This window comes from Sphingobium sp. B11D3D, assembly GCF_025961755.1.
Taxonomy (GTDB): domain Bacteria; phylum Pseudomonadota; class Alphaproteobacteria; order Sphingomonadales; family Sphingomonadaceae; genus Sphingobium.
On record NZ_JAOQOG010000001.1, the window covers coordinates 2311745 to 2331321 of the forward strand.

The window sequence follows — 19577 nt, forward strand, 5'->3', positions numbered from 1 at the left end:
CGCGCCGCCCCGACCCCAAGGAGAATCTATGCGTTTCCCTGCTTGCCTGTGCCTTGCCGCAACGCTGGCCCTGAGTGGCCCGGCGCTGGCCCAGCCCGCGCAGACTCCAGCCGCGCCCGCTGCTCCCGCATCCGAGGCGCCGCAGAGCCCACCCAAGCTGCTCGTCGTCATCTCCGTCGATCAGTTCTCGACCGACCTGTTCGGCGCCTATCGCAGCGCCTTCACCGGCGGCTTGGCCCGCCTGCAGCAGGGCGTCGTCTTTCCCAATGGCTATCAGGGCCACGCCGCCACGGAGACCTGCCCCGGTCATTCGACGATCCTGACCGGCAGCCGCCCCGCGCGCACCGGGATCATCGGCAATGACTGGATCGACCAGAAAATCGCCCGCGCCGACAAGACCGTCTACTGCGCCGAAGACCCGGAGGTGCCGGGCACCAGTTCGCGCGATTATGCGCCGTCCGTGAAGATGCTGCGCGTGCCGACGCTGGGCGGCTATATGAAGGCGCAGAATCCGGCGGCCAAGGTGGTGTCCGTCTCCGGCAAGGATCGCTCGGCGATCATGATGGGCGGGCCGGTGGTCGACCAAATCTGGTGGTGGGGCGGCAATGGCTTCACCAGCTATCGGGGGACGCCGCTCACCCCTTTGATCGAGCAGGTGAACGCCGGCGTGCGCAAGACCTTCGACCAGCCTCGCGCGGCAATGGACGTGCCCGCCTTCTGCAAGGCCAACGACCGCGCCGTCCGCCTGACCGATACACTCAGCGTCGGTGACGGGCATTTCGCCCGTGCCGGCGGCGATGTTCGCGCCTTCCGCACCTCGCCGGAAGCCGATGCCGCCGTTCTGGCGCTCGCCGTCAAGCAGTTGGAGGCGCAGCAGCTCGGACGCGGCGACACCACCGACCTGCTGATCGTCGGCCTCTCGGCCACCGACTATATCGGCCATAGCTACGGCAATCGCGGCGCAGAAATGTGCATCCAGATGTTCGCGCTGGACGATGCCCTCGCCAGCTTCCTGGACCGGCTGGATGCGACCGGCCTCGATTATATGGTGATGCTCACTGCCGACCATGGTGGGCCGGACATCCCCGAGCGCCTGCGCGAGCAGGCCATCGCGGATGCCGAGCGCGCGGACCCGGCCCTGTACCCGAGTGCCGTCAGCGCCGCGATCAGCGCGCGCACCGGCATTACGGTCGCGCACGGCACGCTGCTGCTCGGCACCAATCCCTTTGGCGACATCTATGTGAATGCCGCCCTCACCGCCGCCCAGCGTACCCGCGTCATTGCCGAGGCCAAGGCGTTCTACGCCGCTCACCGGCAAGTCGAGGCCGTCTTCACCCGCAAGGATATCGAGGCCGCGCCGGCCCCCGCCGGATCGCCGGAAAGCTGGTCGCTCGCGACGATCGCCAAGGCGAGCTACGACCCCGAGCGCTCGGGCGATCTCGTCCTTCTGCTCAAGCCGCGCATCATGCCCATCGCGACGCCCGCGCCCGGCTATGTTTCGACCCACGGCAGCCCGTGGGGCTATGATCGCCGGGTGCCGATGCTGTTCTGGCGCAAGGGCCTGATGCACATGGAGCAGCCGCAAGCGGTGGAGACGGTGGATATCCTGCCCACGCTGGCCGCGCAGATCGGCGTCACCGTGCCGGCCGACCGGATCGATGGCCGCTGCCTCGATCTCGATCCCGGCCCGGCAAGCCGTTGCCCTGCCCCGCAGGATCGCTAGACTGGCCTGAATCGGTCGCAACAAGCATGACCGGATAAGGAGAGGCTACGCATGTCAGGCAAGATCGTCATTACCGGTGCCTCAGGCCAATATGGCCGGGCCGCCACGGACCGGCTGATCGAGAAAGGGCTGGCAGACCAGCTCATCCTCATCAGCCGCTCGCCGGACAGACTGGCGGACCGCACCGCGCAGGGCTGCGACGTGCGCTATGGCGATTATGACAAGCCCGAAACGCTGGCCGCCGCCGTGCAGGGCGCGGAAAAAATGCTGCTCATCTCCGGCACGCGGGTCGGGGCCCGCGTCGTCCAGCACAAGGCGGCGATCAATGCGGCCGCGGCCGCCGGCGTCCGCCACATTCTCTACACCAGCTTCATCGGCATCGATGACCCGAACAACCCGGCGGAAGTGCGCCACGACCATATCGAGACGGAACAGGCGATGCGCGCCTCCGGCATGGCCTGGACGGCGCTGCGCGACGCACATTATGCGGACGCCATGATCCTGATGGCCGGGCCCAATGTGCTGGCGACCGGCAAATGGTTCAGCAATGCCGGTGAGGGGCGCGAAGCGATGGTGTGGCGCGACGATTGCGTGGACTGCGCGGTCGCCGCGATGACGACGCCCGGCCATGAGAACAAGATCTACAACATCACCGGGCCGGAGTTGCAGACCTTTGGCGAGGTTGCCGCGCTCATCACGCAGATCACGGGCTGCCCGGTGGAGCACATTCCCGTCGACGACGCGCAGCAATATGCCATCTTCGACAGCATGGGGATTCCGCGGCGCCCAGTCGATGACCAATATGTGAGCGGCATTCCCTGGAACAGCGATGATATGGTCACCTTCGGCCGCGCGATCCGCGAAGGCTATCTGGAATTGCGCACCGATGACGTGCAGACGTTGACCGGCCGCCCGGCCCGCTCCGTCCGCCAGATGATCGAGGAAAATCGCGCGATGCTGGTCGAGGCCGCCCGTGGCGAGGCAGCGGCGCAACCGGCATGAACCGCGCCGATTACGAGCGGTATCTCGCGGCGTTCAATGCCAAGGATTATGACGCGGTCTGCGACTTTTACGCAGAGCCGATGGACATGCGCTTCTTCGGCGTCGCGCTGCAATCCCGCGAGGACATGAAGCGCTTCTACAGCTTTCTCCACGCCCATGTTCATGAGAGCGTGCGGGTGCTCAATTTCGCGTCGAGCGACACCCTGACGGCCGTCGACGCCATCGTGCGCATCGAGGCCTATCGCGACCTCGACCGGGCGACGCTCGATGCCAATGGCGCGGGCGGGTTGTTCCCGATCAAGGCCGGCGAGGTGCAGGAGATGCGACAGTTCATCTTCTACACCCTGCGCGACGGGCTGATTGTGGACGTCGCCTGCGCGCTGGCGCCGCCGCCCGGCTGACCGGCGCGGCGAGCTGCTTTAGCGATAGGGCGACTGCGTGCGGCTCACATAAAGCGGCGAGCGTGCGACCGGGCCGCTGACGACCATCGCCTTCATGCCCTTGCGCACCTTGTCGGCATCGATGACATTGTTGAGAACGGCGCGGGTCTGGCCGCTCGGCAGTGGCTCGACCACAGAAAGACCGATGCCAGCCTTGGCACAATAAGCCAGCACATCCGCTTCCGGGGCGGCGAGGATGACGACGCGGCTCATGCGGCGAGGCTCCCCTGCTGCGCGAACACCGCGCGCATGGCCGTGGCCGAGCGCAGACGGTAGGGATAGGGATGCGCCTTGATGCGGGCGGACACAGAGCAGGCAGCTTCCCGCGCGGCATGATGGCGCTGGCTGCACCCGGCGAACTGGGCGTCGATCAGCGCGCGCTGCTGATCGTGCAAAAGGCGATTGAAATCTTCCATGAGCGTCTCCCGACACGGCAAGCGGGAGCACGACGGTCTCTCAGTTATCGCGACAGCTTGCGAGCAGGGTTCGCGCTAATGGCGTCGCCCTAGCAGCTAATGTGTCATCTGTCGCACGCAATCGCCTCGGCAACAGCCCAGCGCACCGCGCGCGGATCAGGTCAGCGCATAATAGCGCACCAGATTGCCATCCGGCTTGCGCTCGCCCACGCCCACGAAGACATGGCGGGTCATCCAGTCATATTTGCCCTTGCTCGTCTCGAAGGTCGGCTGCGCGCGCAGATAATAATCCTCATGTGTGACCGGCTCGCCGCCCTCGAAGGCCCAGGCGCGTAGCCTGGCCATGGAGTCCGGCTTGCGACCCCAGAGATAGCCCTTGTTCTGCATGTAGATGATCTCGCCATCGTCGGTTTCAAGCAGATAGCGGGCATCGAACACGGCGGTATCGTCATCGCGGAAATGGGCGTAATCGCCGCCGGAATTGGGCACCGCCCGCCCCCGCAGCCGCGGCCCCTCGAAATGCCCTTCATCCACGAGCACCGCCGAGCGGAAGCCGCCATTATGGACATTGGGCACGCCGAAGACCCGCGTGAACATGAGGCGGCACTCGAAGGCGAACTCAAGCACGGGCTGGTCGAGGGTCGAGAAGGACATGGCGGCTCCTTGGACGATCAGGCGGCGCGGGCGCCCGCGTCCGGGCGAGCATCCCACGGGCTGGGCATATGATAGGGCACGGTGATGAAATTGGCCTCGATCTGGCAGATCATGCCGTGATCGATCTTGAACAGCTCAGCGAGATAATAGCTATGCGGCCGGCGGATGTGCGAGCGGACCTGCGTGCCGTCGGTCAGCGTGTAATGATCCAGCCGCCCGCAATGATCGATGAAACCATAGGCCAGCACCAGCCCCCGCTCCTCGTCCACCAGCGGAAAGCGGCGGCCGCGCAGGCGATCGTCATAGCGGTAATTGCCGGTGCGGAACTGCGCCTCGCACGGCAGGCCGGCGACCGGCACCAGCTTGGCGAACTCGGGGTTGTTGGTGGTCTGCACGCCATTTTCGACGCGGTTGCAATCGGGATGGAATTTCGTGCGGATCGTGCCGTCATTCAGTTGTAAGGTCTCGAAATAACCGTCTGACAAGGCGATCATTTCTGCGCGGGAGACGGGCGCCTCAACGGTGGCGTTGAGGATCGGCTTGTCGTCAAATCGCTGGTTCTCGAACACCGGCGAGCTGTCCACCTGCCGCACCACGATGGTCTCGGCCTCCGCTACCCGGCCCGCCTCGTCCAGCCCGAGGCGCATGGTGTATGCGCTCTCATCCAGCGGCTCGACTGCCGTACCGAAATAGCCGACCTGTCGCGTCTTCTCATCGGCGAACATGAGGCGATAGTCGCCCAGCCGCTCGATGGTACCCCACAGGCCATCGTCCGGCTGGAGGCGGACATTGTTCTCGGTGATGAACGGGTCGGGCGCCCAGTTCACGGCGCCGGGGTCTTTGCGCCCCAGCGCCGCGAGATAGGCCTCCAGCGCATCATAGAGCGCCGCGCGGCTCATCCCCTTTTGGCTCACGCCGCGTTGACCGGCGCGTCCATGTACATGGCCTTGATCTCCAGATAGGCCATCAGCCCGTCCACGCCGCCCTCGCGGCCGATGCCGGACTGCTTATAGCCACCGAAAGGCAGGCCCCAATCGACCTTGAGCCCGTTCTGGCCGATGCCGCCGGTGCGGATGCGCCGGGCGACGTCGAACGCGGCCTGCGCATCCTTGGTCAGCACGGAGCCGGAGAGGCCATAATTGCTGTCATTGGCGACGGCGATGGCCTCCTCCTCATCGTCCACCGGGATGATGCTGAGGACCGGGCCGAAGATTTCCTCCTGGGCGATCTTCGACTTGTTATCGACATTCTTGAACAGCGTCGGCTCGATGAAATAGCCCTGGTTGAGATGCTTGGGGCGGTTGCCGCCGGTCACCAGATCGGCTGTCTTCTTGCCCTCCTCGATGTAGCTTTCCACGCGCTCGAGCTGTCGCTTCATGGCAAGCGGACCGAGCTGCGTCGTCGGATCGTCCGAATAGCCGATCTTCACCTTCTGCATTTCCGCCGCGATGGCATCGGCAATCTCGTCCTGCCGGACGCGCGGGACGATCAGCCGGCTGAGCATCGCGCAGACCTGCCCGGAGAGCAGGCTGATCGTCTGTGTCATCAGCTTAGCGGTCTCCTCGGCGGAAAAATCGTCGCGCACGATGGCAGCGGACTTGCCGCCCAGCTCCAGCGTGCAGCGCGCGATCCGCTCGCCACACACGCTCGCGATGCGCTTGCCGGCCACGGTGGAGCCGGTGAAGCTCACCTTGTCCACGGCGGGATTGCAGACGAGGTGATCGCTCGCCTCGCGATGGCCGCAAACGAGATTGACGACGCCCGCCGGCACGCCCGCGGCCTCGCACGCCTCGGCGATGATATAGGCCTCCAGGGGGGTCTCCGGCGAAGGCTTCATGATGACCGTGCAGCCCGTGATGAGCGCATTGGCGACCTTGGAGGCCATGATGCCATAAGGCCCGTTCCACGGCGCGATGGATGCGACCACGCCGACCGGCTCATAGACGAGATAGGCAGCGGCTGCGGCCTGCGTCTCGCGCTGCTGGACATATTGGAAGTTGGCACCCACCTCGCGGGTCTGATCGAACTGCATGGTTGCGCCGGCGACCATGCCGGGCGCGAAGCTCGCGAGGCCGCCCATCTGCGCGGTCCACGCCTTGGCCAGCTCGCTCGCGCGGCTCTGCAGATGTGCGGTGATCTTCTTCATGATCTCGTTGCGCTCAGCAACGCTCATGCGCGGCCACGGACCGTGGTCGAAGGCAGCGCGGGCGGCGGAAACGGCAGCGTCCATGTCCGCCTCATCGGCTTCCGCCACGGCACCGACGACCTGCTCGGTATTGGGCGAAACCAGCTCGATGAACCGCCCGCTATTGGGCGCACGCCATTGCCCGTTGATCCAGACCTTGCCCGGCTCCTTCACGAACACGCCTTCGGGATTATGTCCTGCCACGCTCTCTCTCCTTCAATTTATGCCCGGCGCCGCCGCCTTCTGGGGAGCGGACTGCCCGGATGCTGACGACCTGCACGCCGCCGGATTCGATGGCGCGGATGCTAAGGATTGCGGACGCGGGTGCAAGGGGAAAGCGCCGCCGCCGTTGTGCTAATGTTGACTTTGTCTGACAGAAATCTTCGCCCGATGGCAACTCGGCGCCGGCGCTTTCGGTGCCGGGCCGTCAAACTTAGTGCGGACGAATTTCCGACGGCCGTTCGCGACTATCGTGGGCAGTCTTTTTGCGCATCGCTCGCAAACACCAAGCACCCCAATGATTGAAAAATCCAACCATATTGACTCGATCCTGTAACCGGCTCACACTCCCTGCCGATAACCGCCGCAGACTCAAGCAAGCACAGGCGGGAGAGACGAGAGAGGACGCCCATGATTACCGTCAATCAGCTTCATCCCCTGTTCTTCGGCGAGATCGTCGGGACCGACCTCAAGGCCGAGCCGACCGAGGATTTGCGCCAGGCTGTGCAGGATGCGATGGACAAGCACATCGTCTGCGTCGTGCGGCACGCGCCGATCACGGATGAGGAGCATATCCGCTTCGCCCGGCTGTTCGGGCCGCTGGAATATCCGCCCAATTATGGCAAGCGCCCGGCGGGCCGGATCGCGCCGGAGCTGTTTTCTGCCGGCAATCTCGATCCTGATGGCAATATCAAGCCGCTGACCCCGGCCAATGCGAACATCGCCAAGGGCGCCGAGCGCTTTCATGCGGACAGCTCGTTCAACCCGCTGCCCTCCAAATGGTCGATGCTGCGCGGCGTGGAGTGCCCGCCCTCGGAGGTCGGCGGCGACACGCTGTTCCTCGATCTGCGCGCGGCTTATGACGATCTGCCGCAGGCAATGAAGGACAAGGTGGATGGCATGACTGGCATCCACGATTTCTGGCGCGGCCGCCAGTATGCCGGGCTTGCGGTCACCGAGGAAATGAAGGCGGCGATGCCGATGCCGCCGGTGCACCATCCGCTGGTGCGTGAGGCGCCGCTCGGGCGCAAGGCACTGTTCGTCGGCGGGCATTGCGTGGGCGTGGTCGGCATGAGCGACGATGAGGGCCATGCCTTTGTTGAAGAGCTGTACGCGCATGTCACCCAGCCCAAATATATCCACCGCCATCAGTGGACCGAAGGCGACATCGTGATCTGGGACAATCGCTATGCCCTGCATGCCGCGACGCCGCTGGAGACGGACCAGTATCGCCGCGACATGCGCCGCGCGACGCTCAATGAGAGCGGCGAGGAAGGCGACACCTACGAGTTCCGCCGGCGTGAGGCCGAGGCGGCGCACTGAGCGCCTGTGCGGTTCTCAACCGCGCGCTGACTGGCGCCATGCCCGGTAACGACCGGCTTGGCGTCCCGGCGCGCGCCGGGGGTTCAGCGCGGCAGATAATCCTCCGCCATCGCCGCTTCGATGCCGGCATGACGGGCCTTCACCGAACCGATGAAGGCCGGGTGGGTGATGACATAGAGCTTGCCGGTGAGGATCGCGTCCACGGTCATCTGCCCGACGGTCAACGGGTCGAGCCAGAAACCCGGCGCCGTTGGCGGCAGGGCGCCGGGGGGCGGCGTTTCGTCCCGGTGGCGGAAGGGTGTATCCACCTGAAACTCCGCCGGGCGGTGCTGCTCGGTCTCCTCGATATTGGTTCGCACTGGGCCGGGGCACACCACCGTGGCGCCGATGGCGCCGCCTCCCATGCTGCTGCCCTTGGCATCCAGTTCCAGCTTGAGATGCTCGGTCATGGAAATGACCGCCGCCTTGGTCGGCGCGTAGACGCCGCGCGTGGCGCGCGCCTGCATGATCGCACCCTGCGAGGCGGTGTTGACGACATGCCCGCCCAGCCCATGCGCCTTTATGCGTGGCAGGCCCGAGACGAGGCCGTTGACCACGCCCATCAGATTGACGCCGATTGCCCAATCCCAATCCGCATAGGTCGCTTCATCGACCGGGCCCTGGATGCCGATGCCGGCATTGTTGATGAGGATCTGCAGCGGGCCGAGCGCGGCCTCGGCCTCGTCCAGCGCGGCGGCAAAGGCGTCGCGGTCGCGGACATCGAGTTGGAGCGCGCGGAAGCGGTCCGCCCAGCCTTCGTCCGCCGCGACCTGCGCCGCCTGCGCCAGATGGTCGGCGCGCACATCGCAGACCGCGATCCTGGCGCCCTGCGCCGCCAGCGCGCGCGCCATGCCAAGGCCGATGCCGCTCGCACCGCCGGTGATGAAGGCCATCGTGCCTGCTACTGTCTTCATTCCTCTCCTCGCCTCATGGCTACCACTCTTATTATGGGGATTTACAACCAATGACCGTGGACCTCTATCATGGCGAGCCGGCTTCCAACAGCCTGAAGGTCTTGCAGGCCATTCATGAGAAAGGCGTGCCCTTCACCAGCCACTACATCAACCTTATGAAGTTCGAGCAGCATGCGCCGGCCTATGTCGCGATCAACCCAGCCGGACAGGTGCCGACGCTTGTGCACGACGGCCGGGTGCTGACGGAATCAACGGTCATCAACGAATATATTGACGACGCCTTCGATGGCCCGCCGCTCAAGCCGGCCGATCCCTATCTGCAGGGGCAGATGCGCATCTGGACCAAATATGTCGATGAGGTGTTCCGCCCGTCCCTCTCCTTCCTCGCCTGGCATCGGGTGATCCCCGGCATGGCCAAGGCGCTGCCCGAGGGCGAGTTCGAGGCGCGACTCAAGCGCATCCCGCTCAAGGAAAAGCGCGACAAATGGGAGCTGGCGGCCAAGGGCGGCTTTTCCGAGCGGGAGCTTGAGGGCTGGCGCGCCAATCTGGAGGACGTGAGCGACCGGGTGGAAAGCGCGCTCGCGGGCCATGACTGGCTGGTCGGCGGCATGTTCACGCTGGCCGACATCGCCGTCTTCGCCATGGCCGTCTCCATGCCGCGCAGCTACCCCGACCTGTGGAACGAGACCCACACGCCGCAGGCCATGGCGTGGATGGCGCGGATGAAGGCCCGCCCGGGCGTGGCAGCAGCGCTTGCGATGCCGGACCACACCGGCATGGTCTCCCGCAAGGATTGAAGGCACGCCGCCGCCTCTGTCGCTACGAGTCACGGTGCCTTTTTGCACATTTTTCTATCGCGAAAGTTCCCGTTAGGCTCCGGTTAAGCTAATTCATGCATGAGAGCGCTGGCCTTGTCCGTCAGCCCGGCCTTCCCGGCCGTTTTCGTGCTGCAGCGATACCGGATTGCCCCGGCTGACGGACAAGCGATCTCCCCCTGACCAACCGAAGCGCAGGCGATCAGGGCTCCAGAACGCAGCCCGAATAGCCCGGCAGATCGCCCTGCCCTGCGCCGCCGACCTGCTTCAATGGCGCCGCCCGACCGAGCCGCTTGGGCCAAGGCGCAGGCTCAGTCCCCAGATTGAACAGGCAAAGCCGGCGCTGCTCGCCAAAGCGCCGCTCGAACAGCAGCACCTGCTCATCGACCTGCAGAAAGCGGATGGCGCCCCAGCGCAAAGCGGGTTGATCCTTGCGGAAGGCGAGCAGCGCGCGGGTGAGATGGAGCAACGATCCCTCCTCTGCCTCCTGCTTGTCGACAGCCAGGGCCGGATGGTCAGCCCCCACCGGTAGCCACGGTTTCCCGCTCGAAAAGCCGGCATGAGGCGCGTCACCCTTCCAAGGCATCGGCGTGCGGGCGCCGTCGCGGCTGAGGGTCAGCGGCCAGTTGGCGATGGCCTCGGGATCCTGCAAATCCTCGAACGCCACATCCACCTGCGTCAGCCCGAGTTCCTCGCCCTGATAGAGGAAGATGTTGCCGCGCAAGCAGGTGAGCAGCAGCATCTTCATCGCCGCGAACCGCGCCCGCGTCTCGGCGCCCGCCTCGTCCGGTAGCCAGCGGGTGACGGCGCGGGGCGCATCATGGTTCTCGAATGCCCAGCTCGGCCAGCCCATGCCGGCGCGGTCCGGCCACTGGCCGATCGCATCCGCCACCACGCGCGGGGTCAGCGCGTCGGCGTAGAGAAAATCGAAGCCGTAGCTGGTGTTCAGCCGGTTCTCGCCGCTGGTGTAGAGCTTCATCTCGCGCAGGGCCTCGTCCCCGCCGATCTCGGCGACCGTGAACCGATCATCATAGCTGTCCATCTGCGCGCGGACCCGCTCGATGAAGCGCGGAATATGCCGGTGCCCCTGATTGTAGCGCCGCTGCTGATAGTCGAACGGCCGCGTGCGCTGCCCCGCCTGGTTCGGGTGCGGCGGATTGGGACGCAGGCGCGGATCGTGCATCAGGAAGTTGAGCGCATCCAGCCGGAAGCCATCGACGCCGCGGTCCAGCCAGAAGCGCGAAACATCGAGCAAGGCCTGCTGGACCTGCGGATGATGCCCGTTGAGCTGCGGCTGCTCGCGCAGGAAATTGTGGAAATAATATTGCCGCCGGCGGGCATCCCACGTCCAGGCCGGCCCGCCGAACACGCTCTGCCAGTTCGATGGCGGCGAGCCGTCCGCCTTAGGGTCCGCCCAGACGTACCACCCGGCATGGTCGCCCTGCCGGTCGGATCGGCTGGCCTGGAACCAAGGGTGCCGATCGGAGGTATGAGCAAAGACCTGATCGATGATCACCCGCAGCCCCAATTCATGCGCGCGGGCCAGCAGCGCGTCAAAATCGGCGAGCGTGCCGAAGATCGGGTCGACATCGCAATAATCGGCAACGTCGTACCCGAAGTCCCGCATCGGCGAGGTGAAGAAGGGCGAGAGCCAGATGGCGTCCACGCCCAGGCTGGCGACATGATCCAGATGCGCCGTGATCCCCGGTAGATCACCGACGCCGTCATCGTTGGAATCAGCAAAGCTGCGTGGATAGATCTGGTAGATAGCCGCGCCCTGCCACCAGGGCAGCGTCTCGGGATCGCGCTGGCTGACGGGAAGGCTGGTGGCGGCAGGCTGGTGATTCTCGCTCATCCGCGCCAAACTGCATGGGAAGTCGTGCGCTGGCAATTGCGTCGGATAGCCGTCAGCCTGCAAGCCACCCGGAACGAGGGACGAATGCGAACAAGAGCTGGGATTTGCGCCAAAAAGAAGCGCTATGCCACCGAAGCGGACGCCCGCGCGGTGGCGCTCCGCGCAACGATTACGCTCCGCCCCTATCGCTGCGCTCTCTGCCGCCAATATCACCTCACCAGCCGGACCAAGGGGATGCAGGTGCTGAAAGTGGTCGAATGAAGGCGGTCAGTGCTCGCTGAGGAATAGCCTCAAATCCCTCATTTGCCTTTCGCCCTCATCCGTTTAGGCTCCGGACAAAATCAACGGGAGAGAGCGATGCGGTTTCAGGACAAGGTTGTGCTCGTCATTGGCGGCAACAGCGGGATCGGGCGTGCCGCCGCGCAAGGATTTGCTGCCGAGGGCGCGCGTGTGTTCCTCACTGGGCGGTCGCAGGCGACCATCGATGAGACCGTGGCGGCGATTCCCGGCGCGCAGGGCTTCCAGGCGGATATCGCGCAGATCGACAGCAACGATGCCGTGCTGGATGCCATCCGCGCAGCGCATGGGCGGATCAACATATTGTTCGTGAATGCCGGGATCGGCGCTTTCGCTCCCGTGGAGGAGGTGACCCCAGCGCAGTGGGACGAGGTGCATGACGTCAATCTGCGCGGTTGCTTCTTTGCCGTTCAGAAGGCCCTGCCACTGATGGGGCAGACACCCGGCGGCGCCATCGTCATCACCGGCTCGATCGGATCGGTTGCAGCAGTGCCCGGCAACGCCATGTATGCGGCGGCGAAGGCGGGGCTGCGCGCGGTGGCGCGTACGCTCGCTGCTGAGCTGATCGGGCGGGGCATTCGCGTCAACATGGTCAGCCCCGGTCCCACCGAAACGCCGATCATCAACCGCTCCGGCCTGCCACCCGAGGCCGTGGCGGGCATGCGCGCGATGATGACCGACGCCATCCCGATGAAGCGTATGGGCACGCCAGAGGAGATTGCGCGCCCGGTGCTGTTCCTCGCCTCGGACGAAGCCAGCTTCATCACCGGCATCGACCTGTATGTGGACGGCGGCTGCGTCGAGCTTTAGCCTCGGGAGTCGGGCCTTCGAGCAGGATCAGGCCGAGAGATCGACGCTTGCGCTTTCCATCGGCCAGACTGAAGCGGCTGTTCCCTGCCTATCTTTGCGCCCTGCCCCGTGGAGCCGGGCGAGAAGAAAACGCCCGAACCCCCAACTGCCCAGGCCCGACGCCGCGTTGATATGGCCGACTGCGCCGGCATCGGCAAAACGGCTGCCCCAGAACTGGGCGAGACGCCTTGCCCGGTGGTATTGGATGTACGGATCATCACGGCTCGCCACCAAAATCGAGGGGAAAGGCAATGGAGCGCGCGAGGCTGGGGCGAACGGCTCCAGCCGCTCATCCAGCGGTGCCAAATCCAGTTCGGGCGGCGCAACAAGCAGCGCGCCGACAACCGGATAACCGAAGTCCGGCCGCTCCATCGCAGCCCAGGCAGCGACGGCGTGGCACCCCAGACTGTGCGCCGTCAGAATGACCGGCCGGCCCGCGCTGCGGATCGCCAGATTGAGCTTGCTCACCCAATGCGTGCGGTTGGGCCGCGCCCAATTGCCGAGGTCGGCACGGACGCAATCGTCAATCTCACGCTCCCAAATGCTCTGCCAATGGGCGGGGCCGCTGCCGTCCAATCCCGGCACGGTGAGGACCAGCGGGGGCGACAATGTGGATGTGACATGATCCATGATCAAAACTCCTGTTCTCAGGGCAGATCAGTCGGCTCGGTCTACGTCCCGATCGTCTCGCGGTATAATGTCTAACGTTTAAGTTGACAATATGATTGCGGTGGAGCGTGCGCTGATGCGGCCACGTGGTTCCCCCATGAACGATGCCGTTACCGATTAAACCGGCAGCCCCACATAATTCTCGGCGATGCTGGTCTGCGCGGCGACGCTGCCGGCGATATAGTCCAGTTCGGCAACCTGCATGGCGCGCTCGAAGGGGCCGTCTTCGGGGAAGCGGTGCATGAGGCGCGTCAGCGACCAGCTGAACCGCTCGGCCTTCCAGACGCGGGCCAGGGCCTTGTCCGAATAGCCGACGACGGCATCGGCATCGCCCCGCTTGAAGAAGGCGGTGAGCGCCGCGGCAGCATAATGCACGTCGCTAGCGGCAAGGTTGAGGCCCTTGGCGCCGGTGGGCGGCACGATATGGGCGCTGTCGCCGCAGAGCAGCAGGCTGCCATGGCGCATCGGGGCGAAGACGAAGGAGCGCAACGGCGCGATGGACTTCTCCAGCGCCGGGCCACGGGTGATGTGCGCGGCGGCATCCGGCCCGAGGCGGATCGCCAGTTCGTCCCACACGCGCTCATCCGGCCAGTCCTCGATCTTCTCGGTCAGCGGCACGTCGACATAATAGCGGCTGCGCGTCTCGCTGCGCATGGAGGCCAGCGCGAAGCCACGCTCGTGATTGGCGTAGATCAGCTCGTGATTGCAGGGCGGCACATCGGCGAGGATGCCGAGCCAGCCGAAGGGATATTCCCGCTCATAGGACTGGCCCGCGCTGGCCGGGATCGCCTGACGGCTGGGGCCATGATAGCCATCGCAACCGACGATGATGCGCGCATCCACGCGGTGTTCGCGCCCATCCTTGCTGTAGGTGACATAGGGCGTGTCGCTCTCGATCTCGTGCAGGGCGACATCGGCAGCACCATAGACGACCTCCAGCCCCCGCTCATCACAGGCATCCATGAGGTCCTTGGTCAGTTCGGTCTGGCCATAGACGACGACATGGCCGCCGGTGAGCTTGGCGATATCGATGCGAATCAGCCGCTCGCCATCGGCCAGGTTGAAGCCATCGTGCACCAGACCCTCGGCCTTCAGCCGCGCATCAAGGCCAAGGCGTTCCATCAGCTCGACGGTGACGCGCTCCAGCACGCCGGCACGGATGCGGCCGAGCACATAATCGGGCGTCTGGCGCTCCAGCACGATACAATCGATGCCCTCAGCCCGCAGCAGATGCCCTAGCAGCAGACCCGCCGGCCCAGCGCCAATGATGCACACCTGTGTCATTCCATCCTCCTCGCAGACTCTTGGCCGCATATCCGCATGACGGCGCGCATTTGGGAAGGGACAGTTGCGACAAGCTCTGGTATTTTCCGGACATGACTTCCCTCCCCCATCCTCCACACCATTCCCGCGAAGCGATCATCCCAGCTTACGATCTCTATGGCGAGGACAAGGCGGCACGGCGCGAGGACTTTTTCCACGCCGAGACGATTGCCGTGCGCAGCCGGCGCTATGACTGGGAAATCGCGCCCCACACCCATGCGTCGCTCACGCAGATGCTGTGTGTGGCACGGGGCGAGGTGCGGCTGCATCTTGCGGGGGAGGATCGGCGGGAGGCCGGTCCTTTGCTGGTCTGCGCGCCGAGCGGAATTGTGCATGGCTTCGGCTTCTCGCCCGATGTCGAGGGATTTGTCGTGACGGCCTCACAGGATTTTGTGGACAGTCTCACCCGGCAGGATGCGCTGGGGCAACATCTCCGGACGTCGGCGATCCTGCGACCGGACGCAGCGCTGACCGCGCGTCTGGAAGCTTTGGGCACCGCTCTGGTCGAGGCCGAGCAGGACCGGTTCGCACCCAATGGCCAGCGGCTGCATCATGCGCTTGCCGAAGCCTGGCTACGCACGACCCTTGCTGCCGGCGCGCCGCTAGATGCCGCGCGGTCTACCCTAGCCGAGCGGTTTCGCGTGATGGTCGAGGCGACTTATCGCGAGCATCGACCGATCGAGCATTATGCGCAGCGGCTGCATTGCACGGTCCGCACGCTCTCGCGCCAGACACAGGCCAGCTTCGGCATGACGCCGCTGCAGATCATCAACCGCCGGCTGCTGTTTGAGGCGCGGCGGTTGCTGCGCTTCACCAATGCCGGCTGCTACGAGGTGGCGGCGGAGCTTGGTTTTGACGACCCATCCTACTTCTCGCGCTTCTACAAGCGGATGACCGGACGGGCACCAGGCCTGGAGAAACGGCGTGAGAACGTGTGAGACGTACCGGTCAGGCGGCCGCCCGCTCCGCCCCGCTCTCCTGTCGCGCCAGCTTCTCGACCAGACGATTGAACAGGGTCACGCCGCGATCGTGCACGGTGGGCATCACCTGCACCTCTTCCGTATCATCGATCACGCGCTGCTGGGCCTCGATCATCACCTTGTCCTCGGCGAAGGCCTGATCGGCCATGCGCATCAGAACATCGCGCAGCGCCTCATCCCCATGGCTGCGATGCGGCCCCCAGGAGAAGAAATAGCGCGCGCTCTTGTCGCGCATGGGCGTCACCGCCTGGCTGGTGAAGGTGACGCCGCTCACCGCCTGAGAGAGCTCCGGCTGGCCATAGTCGCAAGCCTTCGCGGTGCCGAGCGGGAAGACACCGCCGGTCATCAACAGGATGCCGGGAATGAGGAAATCATAGCTCATGAAACTGTCCATCGGTTCGGGGCTGCGGCGCGAGGCCGATCCGATGGCGTTCTCCGTCCGGCGCTCATAGCGGATTCCCCGCTCCAGCGGCGTTATGCGCGCCGGCGTCTCGGCAAATTGCGGCCCGGAGCCGAAGCTCTCTGCATGGACGAAGGTCAAATGGCTGAAATCGAGCAGATTGTCGTTGATGAGCCGCGCTTCCGCCGCATAATCGAGATGGCCGTGGCCGAGGATGTAATCGGGATGGTCCAGTCCCACGGCGGGCGGAATCAGGCGCTCATCGGCCGCGTCGACATCGCCCATCCAGACCCACAGCCAGCTATGCCGATCCACCACGGCATAGCGGCGCACGCGGGCCTGCGGCGGGATCTGCGCCTGGCCGGGGATCTCGACGACCTGCCCGTCTGCATCGAACAGCAGGCCATGATACATGCAGCGCAGCCGCTCCCCTTCACAGCGGCCCAGCGAAAGCGGCGCGAGGCGGTGCACACAACGATCTTCCAATGCGTGGAGCGCGCCGGACGCCGTGCGCCAGATGACGATCCGCTCGCCGAGGATCGAGATGGCAAAGGGTTTCTCCACCTCCAGTTCATGCGACCATCCCGCGACATACCAGGCATTGCGAACATAGGCCATGACAGGCGCCTCTCCAGCTTCATCCACTGCACGCAAATTGACTTAACGGTGTTAAGGAGTCAATGATCCTCTATGGCTTCCCCCATCTCCGTCCCGCTGGATATCGAGCGCTTGCTGCAGGCGGCATTCGCGCAGCTGGAGGCGGACGGGCTGGACGCGCTGAGCATGCGCAAGCTGGCCGCGCGCCTTAATGTGCAAGCCCCGGCGATCTATTGGCACGTCAAGGACAAGGCCGAGTTGCTGGGTCTGATGGCCCGCCGCATTCATGGCCGGGCTTATGCCGACGTTACCGACGCCGAGGATTGGCGCGACTGGCTGCGGCAGTTCGGGCGGGCACTGCGGCGCAGCTTCCTTGCCCATCGCGATGGCGCGCTGCTCTGCGCAGTTTCTCGCCCGCCGGCGGAGGCCGATCCAGCGGTCCATGCGCACCGCATCGCCGCACCGCTGCTGGCGCTGGGACTGCATCAGCAGGACGCCCTTGCCCGGCAGGCCGCAGTCATTTCCTTCGTGCTGGGATGGTCGGCCTTCGAGGCGAACGGGCCGATGCACAGTTTCCTCGATCGCATATTGGACTTTCAAGGGAGCTTCGAGCCCGGGCTGGACGCGCTGGTGGCGGGCTTTCCGGAAGCGGCCAGCCGGGCTTAGCCGGCAAGCCAGCGCGACAAGCGGCTCTGCGGATCACTCATGAGGCTATGCGGATCGCCCTGCTCCACGATCCGGCCATCCAGCACCAGCGCGACCTCATCGGCGGCATCGGCGGCATCGCGCACATCATGGGACACGAGAATGATGGGAATGTCCGAGCGGGCGCGCAATTCGACCAGCAGGCGATGGAGCGCCCGGCGGGTCGGGTGATCCACGGCGGAGAATGGCTCATCGAGCAGCAGCACCTGCGGATCGCGCGCGAGCGCCCGCGCCAGCGCGACGCGCTGTTGCTGTCCGCCGGAGAGTTCTCGGGGGCGCCGCTCCTCAAGCCCCTCGAGATGGACCTGCGCCAGCAGCGCATCCGCCCGCCCCTGTCGCTGCGTCGCCGGAATGTCCAGCAACGCTTCCATCACATTCTGCCGCGCGCTCATGTGCGGGAACAGGGCGTAGGATTGGAACACGAAGCCGACATGCCGGTCCCGCGCGCCCATCTGCACGCCGGCCTGCGTGTCCAGCCAACACTGGCCGTTGACGCTGATCCGCCCGCTGGCAGGTGCCAACAACCCCGCAATCGCGCGCAAGATGGAGGTTTTCCCCGCACCCGAAGGACCGACGAGCGCCAAGGTCCGTCCACGCGCCAGAGTGAGTTCCACGTCCAGCGCGATGGGCGCATGATGGCGCAGATGCAGGGTCACGCCCTCGCCGCTCGCCTCAGCCATGTCGGCGCCCCCTCTGGCCCAGCAGGAAGACAAGGCTGACCGCCACCAGCGAGACCGCCATCAGCAGCAGCGCCATCTCATTGGCTGACGCCATGTCGAACGCCTGCACGCGATCATAGAGCGAGAGCGCCAGCGTGCGCGTCTTGCCCGGGATCGACCCGCCCACCATCAGCACCACGCCGAACTCGCCCAGCGTGTGAGCGAAGGTTAGCACGGCCCCGGTGAGAATGCCCGGCCAGGCGAGCGGCAGTTCGATCCGCCACAGGCTGCGCCAGAGCGAATGCCCGCAGGTCGCCGCGGCATCGCGCAGATCGGCATCGATGCTCTCGAAAGCCCGCTGCACCGGCTGAACCGCAAAGGGGAGATTGACCAGCACCGAGGCGACGAGGATCGCCTCGAAGCTGAACGCCAGCCCGCTACCGAACAGCGCCGCCCATGCTCGCCCAGCCCAGCTTTGCGGCCCCATGGCGGAGAGCAGGTAAAAGCCGATCACCGTCGGCGGCAGCACCAGCGGCAGCGTCACCAGCGCCTCAATCACCGCCCGGCCGCGAAAGCGCGCCAGCGCCAGCCAGCGCCCGAGCACCAAAGCCAGCGGCAGCAGGATCGCGACGGTGAGCGCCCCGAGCAGGAGCGAGAGATTGAGCGCTTGCCAGTCCATCGCCGGTCAGAGTGCTCCGGCCGGCAGGGTGAAGCCGTATTTGGCGAAGATCGCCTTGGCAGCAGGCTGGGCCAGATAGGCATAGAAGCGCTCGGCCACCGGCCCCGCCGTCTTCATCAGCACCATGCGCTGGCGCAGCGGGGTGTGCCAGTTGGCGGGGATCAGCACATAGGCCGCCCTGCCCTTCACAGCAGGATCGAGCACCAGCGAATGCGCGACGATGCCGCCCTGCGCCCCGCCTTCCGTGGCGAACTGCAGCGCCTGCGACACATTTTCCCCCAGCACGAGCTTATCCTGAAGCGGCTTCCACAGGCCAGCATGATCCAGCGCCTCCTGCGCGCGGCGACCATAAGGCGCATGTTCGGGATTGGCGATGGCAAAGCGGCTGATGTCCCCGCGCGCCAGCGCCTCACGCAGACCGGCAAGCTGCGAATCGAGCCTAAGTGGCGAGCCCTTAGGCGCGATCAGCGCCAGGCGCCCGATGGCGTAGAGCCGGCCTTCGTCGCGAGTTTTGCCGGCCTTGGCGAGCTGCGTCACATAGCTTTCATCGGCGGAGAGGAAGAGCTCGAACGGCGCGCCCTGCTGTAATTGCCGCGTGAGATTACCCGAGGCACCGAAGTTGAGCACCACCTTCTCACCGGTCTCTTTCTCGAACGCCGCCGCCGCATCGGTCAGCGCGAGGCGCAGGTCGGCAGCAGCCGCGATCTGCGGCGCCGGCTCGGGCTTGCCGCACGCGACCAGCGCCAGCAGGCCGAGCAGCACGGCGCAACGGCGCAGCAGATGAGTCATGAGGTCCGCCCTTCGATCGATGTATGACATTGCACACATCGACGT

The 19577-nt window shown here is 65.5% G+C and carries 22 protein-coding genes; 9 read left to right on the forward strand and 13 right to left on the reverse strand.

What is annotated here, in order from left to right; translation table 11 throughout:
- Window positions 1-28 precede the first annotated feature (28 nt).
- Genes M2334_RS10910 through M2334_RS10920 form a run of 3 tightly spaced genes read left to right on the forward strand, consistent with a single transcriptional unit; the run spans window position 29 to window position 3126 of the window.
- Complete coding sequence (locus M2334_RS10910; protein ID WP_264605412.1) at window positions 29-1723, forward strand: alkaline phosphatase family protein; 1695 nt, start codon at window positions 29-31, stop codon at window positions 1721-1723.
- 51 nt (window positions 1724-1774) lie between these two features.
- A complete protein-coding gene (locus M2334_RS10915) occupies window positions 1775-2725 on the forward strand; it encodes an SDR family oxidoreductase (protein ID WP_264605413.1) in 951 nt (316 codons plus the stop codon).
- Complete coding sequence (locus M2334_RS10920) at window positions 2722-3126, forward strand: nuclear transport factor 2 family protein (protein ID WP_264572476.1); 405 nt, start codon at window positions 2722-2724, stop codon at window positions 3124-3126. Before M2334_RS10915 ends, M2334_RS10920 begins: the two co-directional genes overlap by 4 nt.
- A gap of 18 nt (window positions 3127-3144) precedes the next feature.
- Here the strand turns inward: M2334_RS10920 and M2334_RS10925 are convergent, their stop codons facing one another.
- The 5 genes from M2334_RS10925 to M2334_RS10945 form a co-directional block, all read right to left on the reverse strand.
- A complete protein-coding gene (locus M2334_RS10925) occupies window positions 3145-3378 on the reverse strand; it encodes a hypothetical protein (RefSeq protein WP_181559252.1) in 234 nt (77 codons plus the stop codon).
- Complete coding sequence (locus M2334_RS10930; RefSeq protein WP_264572475.1) at window positions 3375-3581, reverse strand: hypothetical protein; 207 nt, start codon at window positions 3579-3581, stop codon at window positions 3375-3377. The genes M2334_RS10925 and M2334_RS10930 overlap by 4 nt, the downstream gene beginning before the upstream one ends.
- 156 nt (window positions 3582-3737) lie before the next feature.
- Window positions 3738-4235 (reverse strand): DUF3237 domain-containing protein, encoded by a 498-nt coding sequence (locus M2334_RS10935; RefSeq protein ID WP_264605414.1) that lies wholly within the window; start codon window positions 4233-4235, stop codon window positions 3738-3740.
- A gap of 17 nt (window positions 4236-4252) precedes the next feature.
- Window positions 4253-5134, reverse strand: a complete 882-nt coding sequence (locus M2334_RS10940) for a hypothetical protein (RefSeq protein ID WP_264605415.1) — start codon at window positions 5132-5134, stop codon at window positions 4253-4255.
- Between the two features lie 11 nt (window positions 5135-5145).
- The gene (locus M2334_RS10945; RefSeq protein WP_264605416.1) at window positions 5146-6624 is read right to left on the reverse strand and encodes an aldehyde dehydrogenase; all 1479 of its coding nucleotides are present in this window, start codon (window positions 6622-6624) and stop codon (window positions 5146-5148) included.
- A 426-nt stretch (window positions 6625-7050) separates the two neighbouring features.
- Between M2334_RS10945 and M2334_RS10950 the strand changes: the two genes are divergently transcribed.
- Window positions 7051-7962 carry a TauD/TfdA dioxygenase family protein gene (locus tag M2334_RS10950; RefSeq protein ID WP_264605417.1) on the forward strand — a complete coding sequence of 304 codons (912 nt, stop codon included), beginning with the start codon at window positions 7051-7053 and terminating at the stop codon, window positions 7960-7962.
- Between the two features lie 83 nt (window positions 7963-8045).
- On the opposite strand, the gene M2334_RS10955 is transcribed toward M2334_RS10950, so the two are convergent.
- Window positions 8046-8915, reverse strand: coding sequence for an SDR family NAD(P)-dependent oxidoreductase (locus M2334_RS10955; RefSeq protein WP_264605418.1), 870 nt, complete (start codon window positions 8913-8915; stop codon window positions 8046-8048).
- A 50-nt stretch (window positions 8916-8965) separates the two neighbouring features.
- Between M2334_RS10955 and M2334_RS10960 the strand changes: the two genes are divergently transcribed.
- Window positions 8966-9712 (forward strand): glutathione S-transferase family protein, encoded by a 747-nt coding sequence (locus M2334_RS10960; protein WP_264605419.1) that lies wholly within the window; start codon window positions 8966-8968, stop codon window positions 9710-9712.
- Window positions 9713-9932: 220 nt separating this feature from the next.
- Here the strand turns inward: M2334_RS10960 and M2334_RS10965 are convergent, their stop codons facing one another.
- Entirely contained in the window at window positions 9933-11585 is a 1653-nt protein-coding gene (locus M2334_RS10965) for an alpha-amylase family glycosyl hydrolase (RefSeq protein ID WP_264605420.1), read from the reverse strand.
- 84 nt (window positions 11586-11669) lie between these two features.
- Between M2334_RS10965 and M2334_RS10970 the strand changes: the two genes are divergently transcribed.
- Both M2334_RS10970 and M2334_RS10975 read left to right on the forward strand, forming a co-directional pair.
- Window positions 11670-11846, forward strand: a complete 177-nt coding sequence (locus M2334_RS10970; protein WP_264569931.1) for a hypothetical protein — start codon at window positions 11670-11672, stop codon at window positions 11844-11846.
- 96 nt (window positions 11847-11942) lie between these two features.
- Complete coding sequence (locus M2334_RS10975; RefSeq protein ID WP_264579253.1) at window positions 11943-12692, forward strand: SDR family NAD(P)-dependent oxidoreductase; 750 nt, start codon at window positions 11943-11945, stop codon at window positions 12690-12692.
- 27 nt (window positions 12693-12719) lie between these two features.
- Here M2334_RS10975 and M2334_RS10980 read toward each other — a convergent pair whose 3' ends face one another.
- Entirely contained in the window at window positions 12720-13361 is a 642-nt protein-coding gene (locus M2334_RS10980; protein ID WP_264579254.1) for an RBBP9/YdeN family alpha/beta hydrolase, read from the reverse strand.
- A gap of 156 nt (window positions 13362-13517) precedes the next feature.
- Window positions 13518-14684, reverse strand: a complete 1167-nt coding sequence (pobA, locus tag M2334_RS10985) for a 4-hydroxybenzoate 3-monooxygenase (protein WP_264605421.1) — start codon at window positions 14682-14684, stop codon at window positions 13518-13520.
- A 92-nt stretch (window positions 14685-14776) separates the two neighbouring features.
- Here pobA and M2334_RS10990 point away from each other — a divergent pair, with 92 nt between their 5' ends.
- Window positions 14777-15661, forward strand: a complete 885-nt coding sequence (locus M2334_RS10990) for a helix-turn-helix domain-containing protein (protein WP_264579256.1) — start codon at window positions 14777-14779, stop codon at window positions 15659-15661.
- A gap of 10 nt (window positions 15662-15671) precedes the next feature.
- On the opposite strand, the gene M2334_RS10995 is transcribed toward M2334_RS10990, so the two are convergent.
- On the reverse strand, window positions 15672-16748 hold the full coding sequence (locus tag M2334_RS10995) for an aromatic ring-hydroxylating dioxygenase subunit alpha (RefSeq protein ID WP_264605422.1): 1077 nt from the start codon (window positions 16746-16748) through the stop codon (window positions 15672-15674).
- 45 nt (window positions 16749-16793) lie between these two features.
- Here M2334_RS10995 and M2334_RS11000 point away from each other — a divergent pair, with 45 nt between their 5' ends.
- On the forward strand, window positions 16794-17366 hold the full coding sequence (locus tag M2334_RS11000; RefSeq protein WP_264605423.1) for a TetR family transcriptional regulator: 573 nt from the start codon (window positions 16794-16796) through the stop codon (window positions 17364-17366).
- Here M2334_RS11000 and M2334_RS11005 read toward each other — a convergent pair.
- The 3 genes from M2334_RS11005 to modA are packed head-to-tail and all read right to left on the reverse strand — an operon-like array spanning window position 17363 to window position 19532.
- A complete protein-coding gene (locus M2334_RS11005) occupies window positions 17363-18085 on the reverse strand; it encodes an ABC transporter ATP-binding protein (protein ID WP_264594784.1) in 723 nt (240 codons plus the stop codon). The two genes, M2334_RS11000 and M2334_RS11005, sit on opposite strands and share 4 nt — an antisense overlap.
- Complete coding sequence (modB, locus tag M2334_RS11010) at window positions 18078-18743, reverse strand: molybdate ABC transporter permease subunit (protein ID WP_264605424.1); 666 nt, start codon at window positions 18741-18743, stop codon at window positions 18078-18080. Before modB ends, M2334_RS11005 begins: the two co-directional genes overlap by 8 nt.
- 6 nt (window positions 18744-18749) lie before the next feature.
- Window positions 18750-19532 carry a molybdate ABC transporter substrate-binding protein gene (gene modA, locus M2334_RS11015; RefSeq protein ID WP_264594786.1) on the reverse strand — a complete coding sequence of 261 codons (783 nt, stop codon included), beginning with the start codon at window positions 19530-19532 and terminating at the stop codon, window positions 18750-18752.
- Window positions 19533-19577: the final 45 nt, after the last annotated feature.